The sequence below is a fragment of the Flavobacterium sp. CAU 1735 genome (genome assembly GCF_039888695.1).
Classification (GTDB): domain Bacteria; phylum Bacteroidota; class Bacteroidia; order Flavobacteriales; family Flavobacteriaceae; genus Flavobacterium.
The window spans coordinates 1-24,778 of the sequence record NZ_JBDQQQ010000011.1; the positions used below are offsets into that span (position 1 = coordinate 1).

The 24,778-nt window shown below is 37.5% G+C and carries 25 protein-coding genes; 10 read left to right on the forward strand and 15 right to left on the reverse strand.

All coding sequences use genetic code 11. From position 1 onward, the window contains the following. Positions 1 to 739: 739 nt before the first annotated feature. From AAFN64_RS17360 to AAFN64_RS17380, 5 genes are all read left to right on the forward strand, one after another. On the forward strand, positions 740 to 2,263 hold the full coding sequence (locus tag AAFN64_RS17360) for an HAD hydrolase-like protein (RefSeq protein WP_347761438.1): 1,524 nt from the start codon (positions 740 to 742) through the stop codon (positions 2,261 to 2,263). A 34-nt stretch (positions 2,264 to 2,297) separates the two neighbouring features. Beyond that, positions 2,298 to 3,293, forward strand: coding sequence for an adenine-specific methyltransferase EcoRI family protein (locus AAFN64_RS17365; RefSeq protein ID WP_347761439.1), 996 nt, complete (start codon positions 2,298 to 2,300; stop codon positions 3,291 to 3,293). Beyond that, the gene (locus AAFN64_RS17370; protein WP_347761440.1) at positions 3,294 to 4,382 is read left to right on the forward strand and encodes a DUF262 domain-containing protein; all 1,089 of its coding nucleotides are present in this window, start codon (positions 3,294 to 3,296) and stop codon (positions 4,380 to 4,382) included. 9 nt (positions 4,383 to 4,391) lie between these two features. Continuing rightward, positions 4,392 to 4,922, forward strand: a complete 531-nt coding sequence (locus tag AAFN64_RS17375; protein WP_347761441.1) for a hypothetical protein — start codon at positions 4,392 to 4,394, stop codon at positions 4,920 to 4,922. A gap of 290 nt (positions 4,923 to 5,212) precedes the next feature. After that, positions 5,213 to 5,989, forward strand: a complete 777-nt coding sequence (locus tag AAFN64_RS17380) for a hypothetical protein (RefSeq protein WP_347761442.1) — start codon at positions 5,213 to 5,215, stop codon at positions 5,987 to 5,989. A gap of 638 nt (positions 5,990 to 6,627) precedes the next feature. Here the strand turns inward: AAFN64_RS17380 and AAFN64_RS17385 are convergent. Next, positions 6,628 to 6,945 (reverse strand): hypothetical protein, encoded by a 318-nt coding sequence (locus AAFN64_RS17385; protein ID WP_347761443.1) that lies wholly within the window; start codon positions 6,943 to 6,945, stop codon positions 6,628 to 6,630. A 33-nt stretch (positions 6,946 to 6,978) separates the two neighbouring features. After that, a complete protein-coding gene (locus tag AAFN64_RS17390) occupies positions 6,979 to 7,671 on the reverse strand; it encodes a nucleotidyl transferase AbiEii/AbiGii toxin family protein (protein ID WP_347761444.1) in 693 nt (230 codons plus the stop codon). A 634-nt stretch (positions 7,672 to 8,305) separates the two neighbouring features. Here AAFN64_RS17390 and AAFN64_RS17395 point away from each other — a divergent pair. Both AAFN64_RS17395 and AAFN64_RS17400 read left to right on the forward strand, forming a co-directional pair. Then, positions 8,306 to 8,593 (forward strand): helix-turn-helix domain-containing protein, encoded by a 288-nt coding sequence (locus AAFN64_RS17395; protein WP_347761445.1) that lies wholly within the window; start codon positions 8,306 to 8,308, stop codon positions 8,591 to 8,593. Between the two features lie 5 nt (positions 8,594 to 8,598). Continuing rightward, positions 8,599 to 8,880, forward strand: a complete 282-nt coding sequence (locus AAFN64_RS17400) for a helix-turn-helix domain-containing protein (protein WP_347761446.1) — start codon at positions 8,599 to 8,601, stop codon at positions 8,878 to 8,880. A 95-nt stretch (positions 8,881 to 8,975) separates the two neighbouring features. On the opposite strand, the gene AAFN64_RS17405 is transcribed toward AAFN64_RS17400, so the two are convergent. After that, a complete protein-coding gene (locus AAFN64_RS17405; protein WP_347761447.1) occupies positions 8,976 to 10,226 on the reverse strand; it encodes a site-specific integrase in 1,251 nt (416 codons plus the stop codon). Positions 10,227 to 10,572: 346 nt separating this feature from the next. On the opposite strand from AAFN64_RS17405, the gene AAFN64_RS17410 reads away from it, so the two are divergent. Both AAFN64_RS17410 and AAFN64_RS17415 read left to right on the forward strand, forming a co-directional pair. Then, positions 10,573 to 11,229 (forward strand): DUF6624 domain-containing protein, encoded by a 657-nt coding sequence (locus AAFN64_RS17410; RefSeq protein WP_347761448.1) that lies wholly within the window; start codon positions 10,573 to 10,575, stop codon positions 11,227 to 11,229. A 72-nt stretch (positions 11,230 to 11,301) separates the two neighbouring features. After that, the gene (locus AAFN64_RS17415) at positions 11,302 to 12,837 is read left to right on the forward strand and encodes a YifB family Mg chelatase-like AAA ATPase (protein ID WP_347761449.1); all 1,536 of its coding nucleotides are present in this window, start codon (positions 11,302 to 11,304) and stop codon (positions 12,835 to 12,837) included. 2 nt (positions 12,838 to 12,839) lie between these two features. Here the strand turns inward: AAFN64_RS17415 and moaCB are convergent, their stop codons facing one another. The 12 genes from moaCB to AAFN64_RS17475 all read right to left on the reverse strand — a co-directional run bounded on the left by moaCB (position 12,840) and on the right by AAFN64_RS17475 (position 23,131). Beyond that, positions 12,840 to 13,748 (reverse strand): bifunctional molybdenum cofactor biosynthesis protein MoaC/MoaB, encoded by a 909-nt coding sequence (moaCB, locus tag AAFN64_RS17420; RefSeq protein ID WP_347761450.1) that lies wholly within the window; start codon positions 13,746 to 13,748, stop codon positions 12,840 to 12,842. Between the two features lie 20 nt (positions 13,749 to 13,768). Then, the gene (locus tag AAFN64_RS17425) at positions 13,769 to 14,227 is read right to left on the reverse strand and encodes a molybdenum cofactor biosynthesis protein MoaE (protein WP_347761452.1); all 459 of its coding nucleotides are present in this window, start codon (positions 14,225 to 14,227) and stop codon (positions 13,769 to 13,771) included. Next, on the reverse strand, positions 14,224 to 15,291 hold the full coding sequence (locus AAFN64_RS17430; protein ID WP_300487117.1) for a HesA/MoeB/ThiF family protein: 1,068 nt from the start codon (positions 15,289 to 15,291) through the stop codon (positions 14,224 to 14,226). Before AAFN64_RS17430 ends, AAFN64_RS17425 begins: the two co-directional genes overlap by 4 nt. A 10-nt stretch (positions 15,292 to 15,301) precedes the next feature. Then, complete coding sequence (locus AAFN64_RS17435) at positions 15,302 to 15,529, reverse strand: MoaD/ThiS family protein (RefSeq protein ID WP_300487115.1); 228 nt, start codon at positions 15,527 to 15,529, stop codon at positions 15,302 to 15,304. Positions 15,530 to 15,532: 3 nt separating this feature from the next. Beyond that, a complete protein-coding gene (locus tag AAFN64_RS17440) occupies positions 15,533 to 16,114 on the reverse strand; it encodes a molybdenum cofactor guanylyltransferase (RefSeq protein ID WP_347761453.1) in 582 nt (193 codons plus the stop codon). Positions 16,115 to 16,118: 4 nt separating this feature from the next. Continuing rightward, positions 16,119 to 17,315, reverse strand: coding sequence for a gephyrin-like molybdotransferase Glp (glp, locus tag AAFN64_RS17445; protein ID WP_347761454.1), 1,197 nt, complete (start codon positions 17,313 to 17,315; stop codon positions 16,119 to 16,121). Between the two features lie 16 nt (positions 17,316 to 17,331). Next, positions 17,332 to 18,309 carry a GTP 3',8-cyclase MoaA gene (moaA, locus tag AAFN64_RS17450; RefSeq protein WP_347761455.1) on the reverse strand — a complete coding sequence of 326 codons (978 nt, stop codon included), beginning with the start codon at positions 18,307 to 18,309 and terminating at the stop codon, positions 17,332 to 17,334. Positions 18,310 to 18,328: 19 nt separating this feature from the next. After that, a complete protein-coding gene (locus tag AAFN64_RS17455) occupies positions 18,329 to 18,568 on the reverse strand; it encodes a DUF6755 family protein (RefSeq protein ID WP_300487104.1) in 240 nt (79 codons plus the stop codon). After that, positions 18,565 to 19,065 (reverse strand): Rieske (2Fe-2S) protein, encoded by a 501-nt coding sequence (locus tag AAFN64_RS17460; RefSeq protein WP_300487101.1) that lies wholly within the window; start codon positions 19,063 to 19,065, stop codon positions 18,565 to 18,567. Before AAFN64_RS17460 ends, AAFN64_RS17455 begins: the two co-directional genes overlap by 4 nt. Before the next feature lie 11 nt (positions 19,066 to 19,076). Next, positions 19,077 to 19,643, reverse strand: a complete 567-nt coding sequence (locus tag AAFN64_RS17465) for a 4Fe-4S dicluster domain-containing protein (protein ID WP_347761456.1) — start codon at positions 19,641 to 19,643, stop codon at positions 19,077 to 19,079. Between the two features lie 100 nt (positions 19,644 to 19,743). Next, positions 19,744 to 21,960, reverse strand: coding sequence for a molybdopterin oxidoreductase family protein (locus AAFN64_RS17470; protein WP_347761458.1), 2,217 nt, complete (start codon positions 21,958 to 21,960; stop codon positions 19,744 to 19,746). 106 nt (positions 21,961 to 22,066) lie between these two features. Beyond that, entirely contained in the window at positions 22,067 to 23,131 is a 1,065-nt protein-coding gene (locus tag AAFN64_RS17475; RefSeq protein ID WP_347761460.1) for an MFS transporter, read from the reverse strand. Between the two features lie 174 nt (positions 23,132 to 23,305). Between AAFN64_RS17475 and AAFN64_RS17480 the strand changes: the two genes are divergently transcribed. Next, positions 23,306 to 24,772, forward strand: a complete 1,467-nt coding sequence (locus tag AAFN64_RS17480) for an MFS transporter (protein WP_347761462.1) — start codon at positions 23,306 to 23,308, stop codon at positions 24,770 to 24,772. Positions 24,773 to 24,778: the final 6 nt, after the last annotated feature.

A 24,778-nucleotide genomic window follows, 5' to 3' on the forward strand; every position in this document is an offset into this window, starting at 1 on the left:
GTGTGATTAGCTTACCGTTAAATATTAAAGTAGCTGAGTGGTTGTACTTGTGTGCCACTGTTTGTACGGCTATACGTAGCTATGTCTGTACGTTGAAGTGTAGGATCTAACATTAATCTAATTGGTTAATGGAAATATTGTATGAATCCTCTTTCTCCGCGACTATCTTCTGAATAATGAAGAAAGAACAAATTTGTCGCTAAGATTTTTAATCTCAAGGCTTATTATTTTGTAAACGTGGTAATGACAAATAGTGATAATTTGATAAAAAATTGTTCTTTTAAATCGTTACAGAATAGTTACCATGGATCGAAAATGTAGCATAATATACCTCAAACTTATTATCCGAACAAAGTATATAAACGCAAAGTCTTAGGATAATAATCTTTGAAATAAAGGATTATATTATGAACTCTATTGACTATTTCAAACTTCAAGCAAAAAATCTACATAGAGATTTTAAAACAAAGACTCCCATTTTAGACAAAACGACAACTACTTTTCTATTCGAATACATACCAGAGTATTTTGACATACAAATTGAATGTGCAAACAAAAAGTAGAGTAAAAGTTTAGCGGCATTTTTATACATAGCTATTTTTTTACGCCATTCTTTCATCAGTTATATCTAAAGTTTTGTTCATATCTCTAATTCCACACAAAGTTAGCATATCCAGTGTAAGACTATAACTGATGTTTTTTGTCAATAAATTTAATGTATCTTTAAAAAAAATCTAAAATGAATCAATTAATTAAAACATGCGTTGTCACAGACCTTGACGACACAGTTTGGGATTGGTTGGGTATGTGGTACAACTCTTTCAATCCATATTTTAATGCATTAAAGGAAAAGTTTAATATACCAGATACTGAATTAAAAAAAGATTTTAAAAAACTTCATCAAAAATATAATACTACCGAAGTATCATTCGCGTTTAACGAACTTATTACTTTAAGTGATGATCAAAAGGCGGAAATCTCTAGGAAGCCAAATGTTTTTACCAAAAGTATACATCACCAATATAATAGTAATAAAAAAAATAATTTGGCCCTGCACCCTGGTGTCTTATCAACTCTCAAAGAATTAAAAGAAAGAGGTGTATTAATCGTTGGATTCACTGAATCAAACGCTTTCTTTACCAAATACAGACTTAAGCACTTAGGATTAGATGGTTTTTTTGATTGTATTTATACGCCACTTGATACCGGAGTGCCAAGTTCAACATTGCAATATAATGACAAAGATTATTGGGAGCCTGAACTTACTGAAATTAGATACCTACCAAAGTCAACCAAGAAGCCAAATAGTGAAATATTAGAGATTATCTTACGTGATTTCAAAGTTAAACCCAACAATGCAATCTACATTGGAGATAAGATTGATAGGGATATTCGAATGGCAAAAGATGCTGGCATCACTAGTGTATATGCGAAATATGGTAGTGCGGTTGATGGAGAAAAATATGCATTACTTACTTCCGTAACACATTGGAGTGATGAAGATGTTGCTAGAGAAAAAGAATTTGCAGAAAAACATAAAAATGATATTATTAGTGCGGAATATACAATTGAGAAATCATTCGAAGAAATTTTTGATTTCTTCAACTTTGCACCCCACCACAAACTAGATAAGGATCTAATACCTCATGTTTTAACTATGTGGACACAATCAGTTAGCGTGCAGCAACACTTTAACGATATAGCATTAAGAATAAGAAATTTAACTTTAACTGCTTTCACTTTTATTATTGCCGCATTAGGATACGTGGTAAAAGAAAATATTGCTTTTTACATATTCGGCATTGAAGTTAAAGCATTAACAGTATTTAGTATTTTAGGAGCAGTAATTATAGCAATGTTCTTTTTCATGGACAAATTTTGGTATCATCGATTTTTGCGAGGTGCTGTTTCTCATGCATTAATGATAGAAAATAAGTGGAAAAAATTAATTCCAGAAATACGTCTTAGTAGTAAAATTGGTGAAGCAAGTAATTTAAAAATCATGAGAATGTCATTGCAATCTAATCGGAGATTCTTGCTTTTTTATATACCTTTGATTTTTATTTTTTTACTTCTTTTTTCTTCTTCATTTTTTATTTCATATAATGGTAAAAATGAAAAAGATAATTTAAAATCTTCGCGACCTGATAGCGGCAGTATTTTGTTTAAAAATAAAAAATACGAAAAACCAATTCGAAATATTAATAATGAAAATGATACTTTAAATCAGATTATTCTCAAGAAATCAGCCAAAAAAAAATAGCGACTAAATATAATTTGTAATTACCAATTAAATAATGAATTCAAAGGTTTTAAATAAAAATTTAAATATTGCTAAAGCTTCAAAAAAAGATGAATTTTATACACAACTAACAGATATAGAAAAAGAATTAAAGCATTACAAATCGCAATTTAAAGATAAAGTAGTTTTCTGCAATTGTGATGATCCAAGAGTGAGTAATTTTTTTCATTACTTTTCATATAATTTTGAACAACTAGGATTAAAAAAATTAATAGCTACATGTTATAAAAATCAGGACTCAAATCTATTTACAAAAAATAAAAGTAAAAAAGCCATATATCTAGAATATAATGGTGACAAGAATGGAGATAACGTTCCTAATATTGATGAAATTGGTATTAAGCCTTTAAAAGGTGATGGTGATTTTCGAAGTAATGAATGTATTGAGCTACTGAAACAGGCAGATATAGTTGTGACAAACCCACCTTTTTCACTATTTAGGGAATTTGTAATGCAAATAATGCAATATGATAAGAAGTTTCTTATTATTGGTCATCAAAATGCAATAATTTATAAAGAAATTTTTAAATTTGTTAAAGAAAATAAAATTTGGCTTGGTGTAGATAATGGTGGAACTAAGTGGTTTGAAGTCCAGGATCACTACGATATTGGAACAGAATCGCGAAAAAAGATTGAAAACGGCAGGAAATTTTTCAGCATGGGGAGCGTCGTTTGGTTTACAAATCTTGACACGAAAAAACGTCATGAAGATTTAATTTTGTATAAAACGTATAACAGTAATGATTACTTAAAATACGACAATTACGATGCCATCGAAGTTTCCAAAGTTTCAGACATTCCTGTTGATTATGATGGTGTAATGGGTGTGCCAATAACATTTCTAGATAAGTACAATCCTGACCAATTTGAAATAGTTGGTAGTAACAGAGGTATAGATCAAGATGAAAATGGCATTTACGGTAGAGGATCATTTGTAAATGGTAAAGAAACATTTAAAAGAATATTTATTCGTAATAAAAGAATAGTATAGATGAATATTGATCTGAAAAAGATATCAATTAGAGAACTATCTTTTGGTTTTAGCGATAATGCTGAGGAAGGGATAGTTGGTTATGGTGGAAATCTGGATATTCGACCACCTTATCAACGCGAATTTATCTACAAGGATAGGCAGAGAGATGCTGTTATCGATACTGTTATAAAAAAATACCCTTTGAATGTAATGTATTGGGCAATAAATGAAGACGGAAAGTATGAGGTAATTGATGGTCAACAACGAACAATTTCCATTTGTCAATACATAAATGGTGACTTTTCAGTGGAAGGTTTAGCATTTCATAACTTGACAAAAGATAAAAAGGAGAGTATTCTTGATTATGAGGTAATGGTTTACTTTTGTTCTGGAACAGATAGTGAAAAACTCGAATGGTTTAAAACTATCAATATTGCTGGCGAAAGACTAACTGATCAAGAACTGCGAAATGCGGTTTACTCTGGTACATGGATTTCGGACGCTAAGAGATATTTTAGTAAGGTTGGATGTCCAGCATATAGAATTGGGAGTGATTACTTGAATGGATCACCAATTCGCCAAGAATACCTAGAAACAGCTATAGATTGGATATCTAACGGTAAGATTGAAAACTATATGTCTAGCCATCAGCATGACCCTAATGCAGGTATATTATGGCGCTATTTTCAAGATGTGATCTCTTGGGTAAAAACTACTTTTACTATCTATCGAAAAGAAATGAAAGGTGTGCAGTGGGGACCTTTATATAATAAATATAAGGATATTGCGTATGATACAAAAGAATTAGAAGATCAAATCCTGAAGTTGATTGACGATGATGATGTTTTAAATGTGAAAGGAATTTATCCATTTTTATTAACTGGTGAAGAAAGACATCTAAATTTAAGAGTTTTTGATGATAAGATTAAACGTAAGGTTTATGAAGCACAGAAAGGTTTTTGCCCGAGATGTGGAGATAAAGTTCATTATCAACTAACCGAAATGGAAGCGGATCACATTAAACCTTGGCATGAGGGAGGTAAAACTGTTGAGGGAAATTGCCAGATGTTATGTAAAGATCACAACAGAAGAAAATCCGGTAAATAAAGCAAATATATGGATAGTAATTATTGGAAGGACAGGTATAAAGATAGCTGGGATAAAGCTGCACAGAAAGAAAAAATGGTAATAGAGCTAATTGAAGCTCATACAGGTAAGAAAGTTGAACTATACGGTCTAGGTGCTGGTACTACAGACTATATCACCGGCTCCGCTCAGCAAAACAATTCAGCAAAAGGTGATGCTGATCTCTATTTGAAAGACTCTGAGATTTTTCTTGAAGTTACAGGTCCAAATATCAAGGTTTTACCACAGGATTCCTTCTGGATAAGACCTGACAAGATTAGTAATGCGTTAACAAAAATTGAAAATGGTATTAGTAAAGGAACTTACGTAATTCATATCATTGAAAGAAAAGATGTTCAGGATACTCTCATCCGTGTTATTCCAATCACACATGAATTGACCCAATTCCCAACTATAAAACCTACAATACATGGTACAATTGAAACGTATATCGAAATACCCTCAAATTATCAAGGAGCTATGTCAATAAAAGATTTTATTGAATTAATAAAAAGTTCGTAAAATTTAGATGTGAGATAGCACTAGTACATCAGAAACTATTCTATTAGAAACAGATTTATTGAAATTTTGACCATCCAGTGATTTGGGGATCATCTGAGCTTCTCTAAAAAGGTTATGTGAGGGTTGTTAAAACTGGCACTAAACACATTTTTTTTATTAATTCCAATTTTTCTATTCCTCTATGTTCCTGTATTATTCCCATGTACCAAAGATATTTACTAAATATTTTAAACACTTTATGTTTTATAAAGCGTTGAATCATTTTTTTTTATATTTTAATATTACGTAGTTTGAGACCACAAGATTTAATTAATGACATATTGTTTGAGTTCTACAAAAAATTCAACATTAAGCATAAAATTACTGGCGATGATTCCGTAGGTTTATCGAGATATTATAATTTCAGATTAAAATTTATTGAGGCAAAACCGCGTCGTGTTCTTATCTCTAAGGAATCTATAAAAAATATTTTTCTGTCAGATCATAAAAATGATATACTCCTCTTGCTTGATAAAATGAAGAAAGGAATGGATATAAATCCTTACCAAAGCAAACAGTCTTTTAATGCTGACTATCATGACATGTTGTTTAACGACTGGGGAATAAGACATTTCCATCTTAACCATAACAAGCAAAAACCAAATGATTACTTTCATATAAGAACCGGGAACCTACTATTTGCTAAATTTGAGGGTGATGAGGCTTACATACTCGACGTGAAGCACCACAAGGACAAAAATGTGTGGAGTAATACTGATATTATCCGGCTGATTCGAAATAATTGGAATCATATACTAGAGCCTTATGAAGTAGGTTCCGGAAGTTGGTATCCTAATTTTAACGATGAAGAAATAGGTATAGTAAGAAACAAGGGGTATATATTTTCGATAAATGTTGATGATAAAACTTATATGATGCTCGGGGATGGTTATGCGGTTTCAGGAGATAATATGGAAGCGACCAGACTGGCAATTGAAGTATATAGGTGGATTGGAAAAAATCTTGAGCTATTTGAAAAAGATGTGGAAACTTTTAAAAAGCAACTTAAAATGCGGATGCACCTTTAGGCCATGTATAAGTATAGCTTAGCCTTTTGCCAAAGCTATAACTACATATATTGAAACCCTGAAAGTGCAGACAAAAAGTAGAGTAAAAGTTAAGCTGTATTTTCACATTTTTGACTTTTGATTTGTCTCATCTGAAAATTTTCCTACTCTTGACAAACTAGGTCTTCCATAATTTAATGTATGTTTTTGCTTGAATAGATCAGGAACATGGCAATGAGTAGCTTGGATCTAAAATATTATTATATTTGGACTGAGTTGTTTCAAGTCAAAAATGTGACAACAACTGCCTAATGATGACAGTAATTTAGTTACCAAATCGTTACCATTTTTATTTGAAAATTTGAAAAGCCTCTAAACAGGTGGCGATACACGAAATAGGGCGCATATCCTCTTTCTATTAGTATTAGAACTACAAATAGCCTACCAGCCATTCCATTATATATTTTCCAAAAGAAAAACAGAAAAAAGAAAGTAATCTAGACACATTGGAAGAAGCGGACAAACAAAAGGAAACGCAATAAGTCCCCTTGGGGTGGTTTGTGAGCGTGCGAACAAGCCATTATGGCGTAGTCTTTTGGATTGTCATACGCTTTTCCAATGTACATTTACGGTCTTTTTAATGGTTTAATTTTGAGTATTTATAACCAGTCGTAGGGTTTACCTAGTCTGTTTAGGTAACAATACATCTCTTCTTTTTTTAACTCAGGAAAAAGTTCAATAGCGCTATCAATCCCATAATTCGGTAAAAAATAGATTTCATCGCGTAATGCTTTTATTACCCTTTCATAACCGTAAAAACGTACTAACTCATCAGCTTCTTGCTGTGATCCACGTTCTATAATCCTGCCAATTACCATTTTGTAGGCTTCATCCCAATCCATCTGGTCAAAATCATATTCCCAAAAGAATTTTGGATCAAGATTAGGGACATCCTTATTTATGTTTTTGATTTTCATCCTTATAAAGTTAAGCAAACTTTTACTATTATCTTATCTACGAAATCCTTTTGTATTCTTTTTTTTAGGGATTTCTATCGTATTGGTTAGCTTCTTTTCTACAAAATTTTTAGTCGGCTCAAATACGGCTTCTTTAAAACGTTCCTTCATACTGTTCCAGTTTCTTTCATTACCATTTAATATCTTAACCATCTGTGAAGATGCTATATTTTTGTGATACAGCATAGCGATCCCCGCAAGCTTTGCATTACCCTCGTATTTCTGTTCATAGGCATCTAAATACGTTTTTAAGGGATGATGATCCAGTAAAAAGTACATATCTACAAAATCTTTTATTCTACTACCGCTTTGAACAATTGCATGAAGTTTCATTGCTCCAATATCTTCGTTTGAAACCATCCTAATTCCCATTATATCCTCAATGGGTTTTAATAGCGGATATTTATGAGTAATAATATCAACTTTAACTTTTTCAACATAAGCATTTATTGAGTTTTTAGTGCATCTTTTCAAAATAGCATTATAGCTGTTCTGTAAATGGATTGCTAAATTTTCTACATTAAAATCCTTATTTGTAAATAAGTCTATATCAATTGATTCTCGATGTCCTATTTTTAAGGATAGTGCTGTTCCTCCAACTAAAACAAATTCTTTTAGCAATTCATCTTTCATTAGCTTTTGTAGCTGTACCCATAACTCCTCGCTTACCGTTTCTCTATATATCATAATCTTATGGTTTAAATATTCTACGATGTTTTGTAATTGATTAATTACTGTTGAATAGATAAAACTAATTGATTAGTTTACAAGATGTTGTTGGTAAATACGGTGAATTAGGGGGCATTATACAGTAAACCACAACAAATAAAATAATAGCCGGAAAACTATTCGGAGATGAGTATATAGGATTGAAATCAAAACAATAAAATCAAAGCAAAATTAGCAGATGCGTACTACTACGCGCGCATAATGGTACAGCCAAAACTGCACCACCCTTTGGGACTTATAGCGCTTCGTTGCCCTTACATCTGCTTTTGAAATGGCTTTCTTTTTTTCGTTTTTCTTTTGAAAATGATATGAAAGTGATTCCCTTAGTCAGACAAACAGTACCTATCAGAGACAAAGGACTATAAAAGTTTTAGGACAGCTATTTATTATTGAGTTTAATATTAATTTAGAATAGCTAACCGAACTACCCAAGTGACAAAAAAGAGCTAACCCTGGGCATATTTTGATTAGGGTATGAGTTCTTTAATTATTTAATTTTATTGTTTTGCAAAATGCAGTAAAGAATTGATGTGAAAGTGATAAAAAGTATAGGGGTTTACCATTGATGATGTAGGATTAAAATGAAGGAGATATGGAATTAACAGTTTTGGACATTCAGATTGTGGATGCATTATGTAGGGAAATAAGAGAAGTTTCCGGATTGGTGAGAGAGATTACGGCACCGCACAGGGCATTACAGCAGACAAGTAAATGGTTGGATCAGCAGGAAGTTTGTCAGTTGCTTGGTGTCAGCAAAAGAACCCTTCAAACCTATAGGGCAAAAGGAATACTCCGTGCAACACAAATCAACCGAAAGAATTTCTTTAAGTCGGTTGACGTGGAAAGGTTAATGCAAACCCAGTTACCTTTAAAAAAGTAATGGATATGAAGTCAATCGGAGACTCAAATCAGGATATGCTTGCCTTACTGGAAGTAGTGGTAGGCATTAAAAACGAACTATTTCATATTAGGGAACATTTTCAGCCATTATTAAAGGGAGAAATCTATCTTAACGGGGAACAGGTTTGCGATATGTTACATATTAGCAAACGAACATTACAACAGTATAGAGATGATGGACTGATTCCTTTTATTAAGTTGGAGAGAAAAATTCTTTTCCGGGAATCGGATATAGTAAAGGTACTGGAAGAAAATTATAAGCGGTAGCCCGGTAAAAGTGTTTGGTTCTTTCAGGTGAGTAAAAAATCAGCCCATTGCTAAAAGCAATGGGCTGATTGGTTTAATATGGTCGTTATAACTATTTACAGGCTTGTCACAAAAGAACTTTCTAAGCCTTTGAATTTGTGGGCTACTTTCTGCATATCCTTACCGACTTTTTCGTTAAGAATCTTAGCATAAATCTGTGTTGTAGCGATGTTTTTGTGTCCCATCATCTTGCTTAGACTTTCAAGTGGAACACCTTCGCTTAAAAACAGGGTTCCAAAAGTATGGCGAGCCAAATGAAACGTAACCTTTTTTTCGTTTAGGCATTCTATTTCCTGTGATAATCGCTTTAAAAAATTATTACAGGTCACGTTACATGGCATAGGAAATAGCTTTCCGTTTTTTGTTAATCCTGCATATTTTTCAAGGATCATCTTTGCCATATTCAATAGCATTACGTTTGAAGACGTGGTTGTTTTCTTTCTTCGGATTATGATCCATTGGTTACCATCAAAAAACTGTTGAAGATGACTATTTTTTAAGCCTTTTATGTCAGAATATGAAAGGCCTGTAAAGCAACTGAAAACAAACATATCTTTCATAAATTCATCTTTTGATCTTGTGCATTTATAGCTGATTATTTCTTCGAGTTCAGTACGTAATAGGTAACCACGGTCTTTATCTTCTTTGGTATTCTTGTACTCGGAAAATGGATTAAAAGCAATATGCTTTCTACTTATCGCTAAACGGCATACTGTTGTAAAACCGATCATGTATATCCAAATACTGTTATGTTCCAAGCCCAGACTATCACGAAGGTAGTAATCGAATTCCTGTACAAGATCGCAGGTAAGGTCATTAAATGAGAAGTCGGAACATCCATATTTTTTGGTTGCAAAAGAACGAAGGTGTCCTAATAGAGTTTTGTATTTACTCAATGTGTTATACTGTCTGATCCCACTATCAACCTTTTTCTGAAAATCGGCAATATATTGATCAAAGAACTTGAAAAATGTTAGTTCTCCATTACTTAATCCAAGATAGGTGTTTTTGAGTTTTGCACTGTTCACCGTCCCCTCATTCTTTAATAGTTTGGTGTGGCACTGTTCTAAGTCCAAACGAATTTTGTCAAGATCGGCATTAAGGGTCTGTGCTTCCTTACTTTTCCCTAAAACTCTGCCGTATTTCATATCCCAGTTGGATGCTGAAACATCTAGTTTGGCACTGAATGCAGATTGCTTTCCGTTGACCGTAATACGGCACATGATCGGAACTGTTCCGTTCTTTTTTGGTGCATTTTTTTTAAGGTAAAACAATACCTTAAACGTTGATCTTTTTGTCGTTTCCATAACTCGCTACGCTTAATGTTAAAATTAAATTTTCGTGAGTTGGGAAACAAGATGAAGAATAATGCAACAAACTGAAAAATGACATTTTAATATTAGGTTACTAAATCTAAACAGGTAACGATTTAGTAACCTAACTTTGGTTTTTCTTTGCTTTTTACTGCTTTCTAATTCATTGCCTACAAATAAGAAAACGGCTGTAAAACCCTTATTTACAACCGTCTTCAACTATCTTGCTTTTTAAAGCATTTTTAGTAAACTTTTATTTTAAAAGTGTAAAAAATAAAGGTAAGTGGTAAACAATCAGTTATTTATACTATGTTTGTAAGAGATGTTTTAAAAAACAAAAATGAAAAACTGGATTTTATTTTTTGGATTAGTTGGAACACTATCATCCGGTATGGCGCAGGAAAAATCGATAAAAGCGTTGTCGCAGGAGTTGCGTACCATAGGAGAGAACGATCAGAAAGACCGCGCACAAATTGAATATATTCAGAGCAAATACGGTAGTCAGTCGCCCGAAATGAATGCCTTATGGAAATCAATAGGAACGAACGATTCGATCAATATTATAAAAGTCAGTGCCATCTTAGATCGGTATGGTTGGTTAGGTCCGGACGAAGTGGGAGAGGAGGAGAACCGAACCTTGTTTTTGGTTGTCCAGCATGCCGATTTGCCGGTTCAGGAAAAATACCTGCCGATGATGCGAAAAGCTGTAATCGATAAGAAAGCCAAAAGCAGTAGTCTGGCCTTATTGGAAGACCGTGTGGCTTTACGTCAGGGAAAAAAACAAATCTACGGTTCCCAGATCGCATGGGATATGAAAAATAACCGCAATTATATTTTACCGTTGGAAGATCCGGACAATGTAGACAAACGTCGTGCTAAAGTCGGACTACCACCCTTAACGGAATATATTGCCTATTGGAATATGAAATGGGATCCGGAACAGTATAAAAAAGACCTGCCGGAAATTGAAAAAATGCAGCAGTTAAAAATGAAATGATCAGTTAAGTTGCTGAAAACGAGGTTTTAATTGTACTAAAAAAGGCGTATATTTAAAGCTATACTCTACGCCATGTTAGTAAAAGTTTTTGGAAGCGCCGTTTTTGGAGTGGAAGCCACTACGATCACGATTGAAGTCAACATCGATAAAGGAATTGGGTACCATTTGGTTGGATTACCGGATAATGCGATAAAAGAAAGCAGTTACCGTATCGCGGCCGCACTTAAAAACAACGGCTACCAACTACCCGGAAAAAAGATTGTGATCAATATGGCACCGGCCGATTTGCGAAAAGAAGGATCGGCCTACGATTTACCCATTGCGATTGGAATTCTGGCTGCATCCGGTCAGATTAATCCCGAAAACACCGACCGGTATATGATAATGGGCGAATTGTCCCTCGACGGTAGCCTTTTGCCTATTAAAGGTGCGTTACCCATCGCGATCAAAGCCCGAGAAGAAGGGTTTGAAGGATTGATTCTTCCAAAAGAAAATGCACGCGAAGCTGCTGTAGTTGAAGGAATAACGGTTTACGGTATTTCAAACGTAACCGAAATCATCGATTTTTTTAAAGGTATTGCCACACCTCAACCGGAAACAGTCGACTTTGAAAAAGAGTTTGGTCCGTTATCGGATTATTCCGAATTTGATTTTGCCGATGTCAAAGGTCAGGAAAGCATCAAAAGATGTCTGGAAATAGCTGCAGCGGGCGGCCATAATATTATATTGATCGGTCCACCGGGTTCGGGTAAGACTATGCTGGCCAAACGATTTCCGGGGATTTTACCTCCCATGACGATGCAGGAAGCGTTGGAAACGACCAAAATTCACAGTGTCGCCGGTAAGATCAAAGAAAGCGGATTGATTCGGCAACGACCATTCCGGTCACCGCACCATACGGCTTCTTCCGTTTCGTTGGTTGGCGGCGGCAGTTATCCGCAACCAGGTGAAATTTCACTGGCGCATAATGGTGTTTTATTTCTGGACGAATTACCCGAATTTAAAAGAGAAGTACTCGAAGTGTTGCGACAACCGTTGGAAGACCGTGAAGTGACCATCTCAAGGGCAAAATTTACCATAACCTATCCGGCTTCCTTTATGTTAGTAGCGAGTATGAATCCCAGTCCGGGTGGTTATTTTAGCAGTCCTGATGCGCCAATTGCTTCTTCACCGATGGAAATGCAACGGTATTTGGGAAAGCTGTCCGGTCCGTTATTGGATCGGATCGATATTCATGTGGAAGTGAATCCGGTGCCGTTTGAAAAATTATCGGATATCCAACCCGGTGAAAGCAGTGTGATCATACGGGAACGCGTAACGGCAGCCCGACAATTACAAAACCGACGTTTTGAACATCAGAAAAACATTCATTACAACGCCCAAATGACTACCCGCCAGATTCGGGAGTATTGTATTCTGGACGATCAGGCGTTGCAATTACTCAAAAATGCTATGGAGCGACTCAATTTGTCTGCGCGTGCTTACGATCGTATCTTAAAAGTAGCCCGTACCATAGCCGATCTGGAAGCTTCAGAATCGGTACTTCCGGTTCATATTGCCGAAGCGATACAATACCGTAGCCTCGATCGGGAAGGTTGGCTCGGATAATTTTAGTGTTTCCCGGAATGTATCATTTTAAAAAGATGCAATACGTGTGGAAACAGCGCATCCATCGACTCTTTGGCACCGTTTGTAGAGCCGGGTAAGCAAATGATCAGCGTATCACCGATAAGACCGGCCAGACTTCGTGACAAGATGGAATACGGCATTCGATTTTGTCCGTATTGCCGCAGGTATTCTCCGATACCCGGTATTTCCCGATCCAACATCGGCCGAATAGCTTCCGGAGTGAAATCCCTTTTGGATAATCCCGTACCGCCGGTTAGTAGAATCAACTCGATATTTTCGGTAAGATAGTGCTTGATCTTATTTTGTATGGAATCGACGCCATCGGGAATAATGGTATAATCCAGGATCGTTACCGGATGCGCCGCTAGTTTTTCGATAGTAGCTTTACCGGAAGCATCTTCTTTTTGGCCTTTACTAATGGAATCCGAACAAACCACCACCGCTGTGGCAATCGGATTTTCAAAAAACTCCCTGTGATCCGATTTACCGCCTGTTTTTTTTAATAAGCGTATACTTTGAATTTCGATTTCCGAATCGATAGGTTTTAGCATATCATAAAAAGTGAGTGCAACAACCGATGCGGCATGCATGGCTTCAACCTCAACACCCGTTTTATAAATCGTTTTGACAGTAACCTGTATCGTTATGTTCAAATCTTCGATAGCATACGAAATTCCGGTATATTCAATTGGGATCGGATGGCAATCGGGAATCATATCGGGTGTTTTTTTTGCGGCAAAAAGCCCGGCTGCTTTTGCCATCTCAAAAACATCTCCTTTTGGAACGGTTTTATTCCGGATTGCATCAATTGTTTCGGTTTTACCTACTTTAACCACTGCCTGAGCAATGGCGGTTCGCAAGGTGTTATTTTTAGGAGTAATATCTACCATAGTGTATTTGGTTGCATTAATTAGGGTTGATCAATCTGCCGATTGACTTTCCAGTGATAGGATTCGTCTTCAAAAATTTCTTTTCCCCAGATGGGAACTTCCGCTTTGATACGTTCAACGAGTTCATTACAGGCTTGTATTGCTGCTTTTCGATGTTGGGACGAGGTAAAGACAAAAAAGCACAATTCACCGGTAGTAATCCGACCAAGACTGTGATAAATATGCATACAGACCAAATCGTATCGTGCAAATATAGCCTCCCGTATTTCGGCTATTTTTTGCTCGGCCATTTCGGTGTAGGCTGTAAATTCAATAGATTCAACCTTTTTACCATTAATCAGATCCTTTCGGACTTGTCCGAGGAAAATGGAATGCCCGCCAATTTGCGTTTTATGCAGATGTCCGGCGATACTTTCCGCTACTTTTTCCGGTGAAATCGGACCTTCAATAAAGCTGTTTTTAAGTTGTCTGTTTTTCATTTTGTAAATAAGGCAATGCCGTTTTTGAGGTTGTAGTAATTTTTATCGGGATACTGTTTTTGTACCAATGCGATTGCTTTTAGGCTACGGATACCGCTCTGACAGGTAAAAACCAATGTTTCGGAATCGGCCAGTTGCTCCAGGTGTTGTTCGAGTTCCGACAAGGGAATCGCCATCACATTAAAGCCGACGATTTTGGGTAATTCATCTGTATTTCGGACATCAATTAACACTGTTTTTTTCCGATTAAAAACGTTTTTTAAGGTTTCCAAATCATTGATATGTGCTATCGTTTTACAACTATATTCATAGGATTGGTTTAGAATATCGGCTTTATTTTTTGGTTTGAATACCGTGGTTTTCGATTTAAACCGGAGTAATTCCGATTGGTAATCCAGAGAATTAAAGGTCAATAATTGTCCGGACATGACTTCCCCGATACCGGTAATAATTTTAAGGACTTCATTTGCCTGAAAGTTCCCCATAATACCGGTCAACACACCAATTACACCGGCTTCGTTACAAGACGGAACATATAACGGATTTGGGATTTCCGGAAAAAGATCCCTTAAATTGGACGGATTTTCACCGTAATGAAAAACGGATAATTGCCCTTCAAATCGGAAAAGGGCAGCATAGACCAATGGTTTTTGCAGTAGTTGACAAACATCATTTAACAGATACCGCGTTGTAAAATTATCGGTACAATCTACAATAATGGAATAGGAGTCAACCAGTTCAAAAACAGTATCAATACACAGACGACACGGATAGATACGAATGGTGGTGTCACTATTTAGTATTGCGAGTTTTTTTTGTACGATTGTAACTTTCAGATCACCAATATCCTGTTCGTCGTATAGCACCTGACGTTGTAAATTACTAAGTGAAACCGTATCCGGATCGACCACGCCTAGTTCGCCAACACCGGCGGCACAGAGATATTGTAAAACGGGACAACCCAAACCTCCGGCGCCAACAACAAGTACCTTGGCATCGGTCAATTTTTGTTGTGCGGTTATCCCAAAACCCGGTAAAATAAGCTGTCTGTTATAGCGTTCCATAGTATACGTTTTATCCACCTGAAAAAGGAGGCAATAAGGCAATTTCACTCTCTTCGGTTAGTAGTAACGTTTCGTCTTCATTCATTTGCTGATCAATAGCGATTTGAAAACTAATGGATCGGAGTTCCGGGAAATGTTGGTGTAAAATGGTTTTGAAGGTTCCTAAAGAAACCGGATAGTCTACCGCAAATGGTTTGTTCACGATATCGTTGAGGTTTCCAAATATTCGTATGGCCATAGATTATACTGTTTTAAAATTGTTACTGATTTCATATTCGGCTTTCGATAATTCTTCCGGCGTATTGATGTTTTGAAAACCGTTGCTTTCGAAAGGTATCGATACGATATTGGCGTCATTTTCGGTTACAAAATCCATCATTTTGAGTTTATTTGCGATCAAATTACTTTCGATTTTCGGCAACAACTGAAAAGGATATAAACCGCATAAAGGCTGTATTTTACCTTTGTAATCCAATACGTTAATTCGATCCGCTATATGGTGTCTGATCAGGTATTCAATAGCCTTCGAATCCACAAAAGGCGTATCGGCACTAATAATAAGAACGGTTTCCCAGGCGTGAGAAAGGGCGGTATAAATACCTCCTAATGGTCCTTTGTCTTTGATTTTATCCGGAATAACGGTCAGACCAAACGATTTATAACCGGGATGATGCGCAATGATAACCGGGATAATATCCAACTGTCGTAACGTATCTACCAAATAAGAGATCATTGGTTTTCCGGAAAGGGATTTTAGTCCTTTATCTTCTCCCATCCGGGAACTTTTTCCTCCGGAAAGCAAATAGGTTTTTATGGTGATCATTTGTTTATGGTGTTATATCCTTGTAATTGCGAAAGAAAATGATCCTGACTTTTTCGCCGATTTTAAAGTCTTCCTGTTCTTCATTTAATACGACAAAAGCATTGGCCTGAGCGTAGGTATCCATTTGGTACGAAAGCTGTTTGTCCAATATTGTCGCTTTTCCACCTTGTACTCGTGCTTTTACAAAATGCGTCAGCCCGCTTTTTTTACGATAAGGTGTTAGCAATATCGCATTGTGTTCTGTTTGCGGTTGATCTCCGGTTAGTTGTAGCAAAGCGGGTTTTATATAAGCATGAAAACAAGTAACCACCGCACTTGGATTTCCGGGAAGTCCGAAAAAAAGTGTACGATCCTTTTTCCCGAAAAACAAAGGCTTTCCAGGTTTTTGTCGGACTTTATAAAAGATTTCGGTAGTACCAATTTTATTCAGTACCGATTTTACAAAATCATAATCGCCAACCGAAATACCACCGGTAAGTAGTAATACATCTATTTTGGTATGGTTTTCAGAGACAAAATGAAACAATTCGGATTCATTATCGTCAATCCATTGGGAAAAGACAACAGGAATCTCCAATTGTTGTAATAATGCTTTTAAAGCGACCGAATTGCTTTCGTAGATTTGTCCGTTTTGCAATGGGCTTCCGACCGGGACAAGTTCCTTCCCGGTTATAATAATTCCGACTTTCGGTTTGGGAAAAACAACAACAGAATCGATTCCTAAAGTGGCCAAAAAACCGATATATTCAGCGGTAAGCAGCTTCCCTTTGGATAGAACCCGATCGCCTTTTCGGGTTTGTGTTCCCTGTTTTCGAATATGATCACCTATGGAAACAGCTTGTAAACAATTTAGAATTCCATTTTCAACCGTACCATTTTCCTGTGGTATTACGGTATCGGCACCAATGGGAATCGGTGCTCCGGTAAAAATACGAGCGACTTCTCCTTTATGGACTGTTGGTATTTCGGTTTTTCCGGCTTCGATCTCATACTGTAGCTGTAGTGGAATCGTATTTTTGAGGTCTTCGTAGCGGATCGCATAGCCATCCATAGCCGAATTATCAAAACAGGGTACATCCATAGGAGCGTAGATTGTTTCGGCCGCAATAAAATTACAGGCGCTATCCAGTGGAATACGAATGGGAGGCAAGGTATGACACTGCTGTTGGATATGGTGTAAGGCTTCTTTTACAGGTATCATTTTTACGGTTTTACGTTTAACCACCAATTTTGATCATGCTTCGGTTTTGCAATTTGTCCGGGTCGACATGTGTATAATCATCAAATTGACCGCCGAGCATTTTATGTTTTTTCAGAAGACACCGTTCGATGATAGGAATAATATTTTCACCCTTTCGGAAAGCACCGAGGAGGTCAAATTCCTCCGCACCAAACAGGCAGTTTTTCATCTTACCGTCGGCCGTGATACGCATCCGGTTACAGGTACCGCAAAAGGAATCGCTCAAAGTGGAAATAAAGGAAACCGTACCGGCGTGACCAAAAATCCCGAATTTTTTAGCGGTGTCATTTTTGTCGTCCCGGAGTTTAAACAATTCATATTGTTGTGCGACGGATTCCAATACCAGTTGGTTATGAACCACTTTATCTTTATTCCATTCATTTTTATCAAAAGGCATAAATTCGATAAAACGCAGGTGTACCGGAAGGCTTTTGGTCAGCCTTATAAAATCGAGTACCTCATCGTCGTTAAAACCTTTGATCAAAACGATATTCAGTTTGACATAAATCCCATGATCCATACACATCAGGATATTATCCCATACTTTTTGAAACTGATCTCTTTGCGTAATCTGTAAAAACTTAACCGGATCGAGTGTATCGAGACTAATATTAACCGACTGGATTCCGGCTTTTTGAAGCACCTCTTTATAGCGATCCAATAATACGCCATTGGTTGTAATTGTCAACTGAACCGGAAGTGTGGACAAGCGTTGGATTATAGCTGCAAAATCTTTGCGAACCAGAGGCTCTCCACCGGTTAAACGAATTTTTTTGACACCGAGTGTTGTGAATATTTCCGCAATACTAAAAATCTCATCGGCCTGCATTAGTTTTTTCTGCGGGATCAACGAAATCGACTCATCCGGCATACAATAAGTGCAACGAAAATTGCAATTGTCCGTTAACGATATCCGAAGATAATCATGGATTCTATTGTACGTATCGTGTAGCATTTGTTTAATTTTTCTGGTTTTAATGTGCTTTTCTCGGTAAGAAATACAACCATATCACACTGGCGAGGAATAGGACAGAAGACGCGATAAAAGTGCTGTAAGCTACTTCCGGATGTCCTTCCAGTGCATTGTTAAGAGCGGTATACAACAACCAGATCTGAATAAACAAATTTGCAAGTAAGACAGTGATCAACGCAGACATGATCATGCTTTTTTTCTGCGGATGCGATTGTTCCTGTGCGGTTCTGAAAGTACTCATACGGTTTCATTTTTAGGATGTTGTACATAAATAGTGTCACCTTCAAAAGTAACATCCAGTTTTTTTAGAGGTCGTGGCGGTGGTCCTTGTATAACATTGCCGGTTTTCACATCAAACCAACCGTTATGACAAGGACATTCGATCGTTAAGGTTCCGGGTTTATAGTATACGGCACAGGACAAATGGGTACATTTTTGTTCGTAGGCATAAAATTCGCCTTCTTCCGTATGGATCAGGATATAGGGAACGGTCTCATTTTCTAAAACAAACGATTTGGTTCCGCCAACCGGAATATCTTTTTTGCTGCATATTTTTTGTTTTTTTTCATTTTCAGGCTCATTAAAGAAAGCCGCTTTTGCGGCAATAGCGGCGTTACCAACAACCATTCCGCCGGAAACCACAGCGAGTAGCCTTGCAAAATCCCTACGGCTAACCTGATTGGCTTCCGATCTGTTAATCGGGAAATCTTGTTTCCAATGTTTATCTTGATGACTCATTATTGTGTTTTTTAAAATATTTTTAATTCGGTACTACCTTTTGGCATCATGATGTTTACTTTGGTTTTGACTACTTCCTGACCAAAAACAAACTGATTAACAGGAGCGGAGTTTGGACGCATTTTTTCCATTTTCTCCCGTGTTCCGTAAAACAAGGCACCACTCGGACAAACGGTGGCACACATTGGCTTTTTACCCACACTGGTTCTGTCGTAACACATATTGCATTTCATCATCAGATCGTAGTGTTCCACTTTTTTCGGTACGCCAAACGGACAAGCCATTACACAATTGGAGCATCCGATACAACGGGATGTATTGGCCGTATGTACGATACCAAACTCATCTTTGGTAATCGCATCGGCCGGACAGACATTCGCACAAACAGGATCTTCACAATGCATACAAACCTGTACAGTGGTTTGGATCGTTATGGCCCGATCTACATAATTGACGTGAATCATAGACTCTTCACCATTGGTTTCACATTCTGCACAGGCCGTTTCACAGGATTTACAACCGATACAACGCTGCATATCCACAAAGAACTCTTCTTGTAGTTTATAATATTGATTCATATTTATCGTAATTAAATTCAACCAAAATGGATAACTGAAATCCGTTTTAGCAAAGACTTAAAAATGATCTGGGGGAAGGATAGCTTCTTTGCGTTTTGTATTAATTGCTCTTATAATCGAGCGCATCTTTAGCAACGTAGGCTTTTTTACCGGTCGGGATAAGCTGACAGGCACTAACTTTAAATTCGGGGATTTTTGAAATAGGATCCAAATGACCGCTGGTTAATTGATTGGCCGATTTTTTTCCCGGCCAGTGATAGGGAATAAACACGGTATCTTCCCGGATGGTTTCGACAATAGTAGCCGGAAATATAGCCTCACCGCGTTTGGTGATTACCCGGACTTCTTCATGTTGATGGATATTATACTGTTCGGCCAGTGTTGGATGAATTTCGAGTAACGGTTGTGCAAATTGCTCGACCAGTTTACCGATTCTTCGGGTTTGAGTTCCGCTGAGATACTGGGAAACCACACGGCCGGTTGTCAGGATAATAGGATATTCTTCGTCTACCGGATCCATACTGGGATGGTACTGTACCGGATTAAAATGGGCTTTACCATCGGGCGTTTTAAATTTTTTATCTTCCCATAATCGGGGCGTACCGGGATGATCCAGATCCGGACAAGGCCAGAAAACCCCCATGTTTTTTTCAATTTTATCGTAGGTGATTCCATAATAATCGGCCGTTCCGCCTTTGGAAGCCACACGAAGCTCATTAAAAACGGCCTCGCTATTCACAAAATTAAATTTATCCCCGGCACCTAATCGTTCTGCCAGTTCGATTAGGATTTCAGAATCGGTTCGGGCATTTTTTGGTGGATCGACAACCTTACGGATTCGGACTACACGTCCCTCGGCAGTGGTTACGGTACCTTCTTCCTCTTCGTGAAGCGAACCCGGTAAAATAATGTCACAATGCCGCATGGTTTCACTCATAAAAAAGTCGATGCCAACATAAAACTCCAGTTTTTCCAATGCTTCACGGACATAATTGCTGTTGGGTAAAGACACCAGCGGGTTAAAACACAGGGAAAGCAAGCCCTTGATCTCACCACGGTGAATGGCCTCAATGATTTCGTAGGCTGACAAGCCTTTACCGGGTAATTCTTTTTCATCGATACCCCAGACTTCAGAAATATACTTACGATGTTCCGGGTTTTCGATATCCCGGTTTCCCGGTAATTGATCACATTTATGTCCGTGCTCGCGACCACCTTGTCCGTTTCCTTGTCCGGTTATGGTACCATAGCCGCAATAGGGTTTTCCGATTCTACCGGAAGCCAGCACAATATTGATACAACTCAGCACATTTTCAACACCTTTGGTATGGTGTTCAATTCCCCTTGCGTGTAGTAAAAACGACGTAGCGGCTTTCCCCCAAAGTTGAGCTGCCGCTTCAATTTTTTCTTTTTTCGCACCGGTAATGCTTTCTGCCCATTCTAAAGTATATTCTTTTACGGCTTCTTTGGCCGCTTCAAAACCGGAAGTATAGTTTTCTATAAAATGATGATCAAGCATGTCATGCTGAATCATATAATTTAGTATTGCACCAAAAAGAGCCGAATCCGTTCCGGGGCGGATATCAAGATGAATATCTGCCGTTCGCGCCAATGGAATCACCCGCGGATCGACAACAATTAATTTGGCACCATTATCCCGTGCGCGCCATAACCAGTAGGTAAGTGTCGGAAAAGTTTCCGATACGTTTGCTCCGGTTACAATGATCACTTCGGCTTTTTCCAGATCTTCATAATTATTAGAGGTACGATCCAATCCGAAAGCTTTTTTATTTCCGGCTCCGGCCGATACCATACACAGTCGACCGTTATAATCGAGGTTTTTGGTTTTTAAAGCGATACGGGCAAACTTTCCAACCATATACGATTTTTCGTTGGTCAGTGAAACACCCGAGAGAACCGAAAAAGCATCATTGCCATATTGTGTTTGTATTCGTTTTATTTCCGATACGGTTTTAGCCATCGCTTCCTCCCAGTCAACAGCCTTATAACCGAAGCCCGGTACATTTATTAAAGGTGACTTTAGTCGGTCGGGATGATTGTCCTGCATATAACGTTGTACACCTTTAGGACATAAGCGCCCCTGATTGAAAGGAAACTCCATCCAGGGTTCGAAGCCTACGATTTTATTGTCTTTTGCGAGTAGTTTGATACCACACTGCATACCGCAAAAACAACAGTGTGTTTCGACAATTTTGTCCGGTTCGTCGCGCCCGGAAATTCCCTCTGGTTTAGGGAAATTGAGTGTTGGCCCAAATTGTTCGATAATGCGATCGATGTCGATAGGAAGTTTTGCCATACTAAATATAGTTTTATGGTTTAGAACCGGAAATCATCAGCTATTTCGATTTCCGATTGTAAAGCGGTTATACATTTTTTAGTAGGTTTTTTGATTGGGAGTGGGTTTATCCGAAAAAGGTTCCGGATTCTTGTCGGGCTTTTAAATGTGCCATCGCTAATAAATCTCTTTTTCCTTCGGGGCTGTAATCCAGTAGCGATTGTCCATTTTCCGATTCGAGTCGGAATCCTAATTGACGGGTGAGTTTTTTTAAATCCGAAATATGAAGTTGGGGAGCATATTCTTTTCCAGTATGTTTACAGATCTGCATGCCTCTTTTTTTGCCGACTTCTTTATAGATATGTGCGCCAATTTGAGCCGGTCGCTGGATAATATGGAAGAATTTACCAAACGGCATCCAAACCAGAAAAACGATTACAAAAAAAGCATGGGTAACGGCCATAAATTCATACGTCTGTCCTTTCATAAATTCATAATCGAGCGTTAATCCCAGTCCGGTTAGCGATACTAATATCAATAATAATAAAGGTAGGATATCGCCTTCAAAGGTCTGAGTAGCGATTAGTCCGGGATCTTTTAGTCGTTTTTGCAGAAAATAGGAAGCACCGATGATCACCAGTAACGAACACCAGTTTAAGGCTCCGAATGTTAGAAATCCAACAACGGATTTTACCGGAAAATGCATTACATCAAATCCGAAAAAATGAGCCGTATAGATAGGTTCCAGAAGAGGATCCAATCCGGAAGCCGGATCTAAGGAAAAGTGAATCCAGCCGAATGTAAGCGGAAAAGTAATGGCAAATGCGATTGTACAGCCTATTGCCATTGCTATATGCGCAAGACCTCTTTTTTTTCCTCTTTTAAAAATAAAATTCTGAAAGACTATATTTTTAAAGAAATCCTTAATAACATATAGCAGATAATAAACAAATTCCTTAGAAAAAAGAATCCGGATGCTACTTTTAAAATATAGTTGGGTAGGTGGCCTTTGAATCCATACCATATAGCGATACACTATTCCGAAAATTGCGAATAATGTTCCAAACAGGTAAGCGACCAAAGCAGCATCAAAATTTTGCAGGCTACGGGATCCGATAAGCACCAGTAGTAAGGTCAAAATCGTAGCAATAACAGCTACAATAAAGGCTTTAAGGTTGATTATTTTTAACATATTGTAGATAAAAATATTTGTTTTGTGATATAAAGTTATAAAAAATAAATATAATTCATATTATGTTATAAAAATATTTTTGATTATCTTTACAAAGTAAACCCCAAGGGAGTAGCTTTTTATGGCTATTCGCTGGGGTTTTTTTATTATTTGTAATCAATAAAAATTGAGTTTATGGAAAATAATCTACGATCTGCACACAAAATTCTTTTTTTAAATACACTGGCTTTTACTATTTGTTTTGCCTGTTGGACAATGAATGGTGTTTTAGTCACGTATTTGGTAGATAATGGGATATTTAACTGGTCGGTTGTTGAAACCGGATGGCTTTTGGGAATACCTATTTTATCCGGTTCTATCACGCGATTACCTTTGGGTATACTTACCGATAAATATGGCGGTAAAGTGGTTTTTGCCTGGCTGTTGTTATGCTGCTCGGTTCCACTTTTTTTAACCTATTTTGTTACTTCCTATTGGATCTACTTTTTATTAAGCTTCTGTTTTGGTATGGTAGGAGCCAGTTTTGCTGTTGGAATTGCATTTACTTCGATCTGGTATCCCAAAGAATGGCAGGGAAGAGCATTGGGTATTTTCGGAATGGGAAATGCGGGTGCTGCGTTAACAACCTTTTTAGCGCCTGTTACTTTAAATGCTTTGTCGGCCTCTGATCCGCAAAACGGATGGCGATGGTTGCCGGTAATCTATGGCTGTATGTTAATTCTGATGGGACTCATTTTCCTCTTCTTTGTAAAAAATAAAAAAGTAACGGGTCAGGTAAAAACAACAGCGGAATTACTTGCTCCGCTAAAAAAAACACGGGTATGGCGTTTCGGACTATACTATTTTCTGGTTTTCGGTTTGTTTGTAGCTTTTTCACAATGGTTATTGCCTTACTATGTAAATGTGTACAAAACATCGTTGGTATTAGGCGGTTTACTGACCTCAGCATTTAGTTTACCGAGTGGTGTGATCCGAGCTTTGGGAGGTTACCTGTCGGATAAATTCGGCGCCCGAAAAGTAATGTACGGGGTATTGTACTCCTCACTGATTATAAGCGGATTACTAATGCTTCCCAAAATGGATATCCTAACACCGGGGAAAGGTATTGTCACTAAGAAATCGGCTGTTGTCACGGAAGTTACCGGAAATAAAATCGTATTGGATAATGAAACAATCGCGGTAAAAGAAAAGCCGGAAATCCCGGAACAAACAAAGATACTACCCGAGTTTTTTTCGTGGCAGGAAATAGTGGTCAAACAAAATCAGCAAGTCCATAAAAAAGAACTTCTGGCTGAAGGAGTTACATTGATCAAATTTGAAGCCCATATCTGGGTCTTTTCCCTGTTGGTAATTGCTATAGGGATTGTCTGGGGAATAGGAAAGGCTGCGGTCTATAAACATATTCCGGAGTACTTTCCTAATGAAGTGGGAATAGTGGGTGGAATGGTTGGTCTTATTGGTGGATTAGGCGGATTTATCGGGCCCATTCTATTCGGATATCTACTGGATTTTTCAGATTTATGGACGAGTTCCTGGATTTTTGTCTTTGCCATTTCGGCCGTTTCTCTTTACTGGATGATCCACACCATTAAAAAAATGACACATAAAGAAGCACCTCATCTTAAACACCGTATCGAATAATCGGGT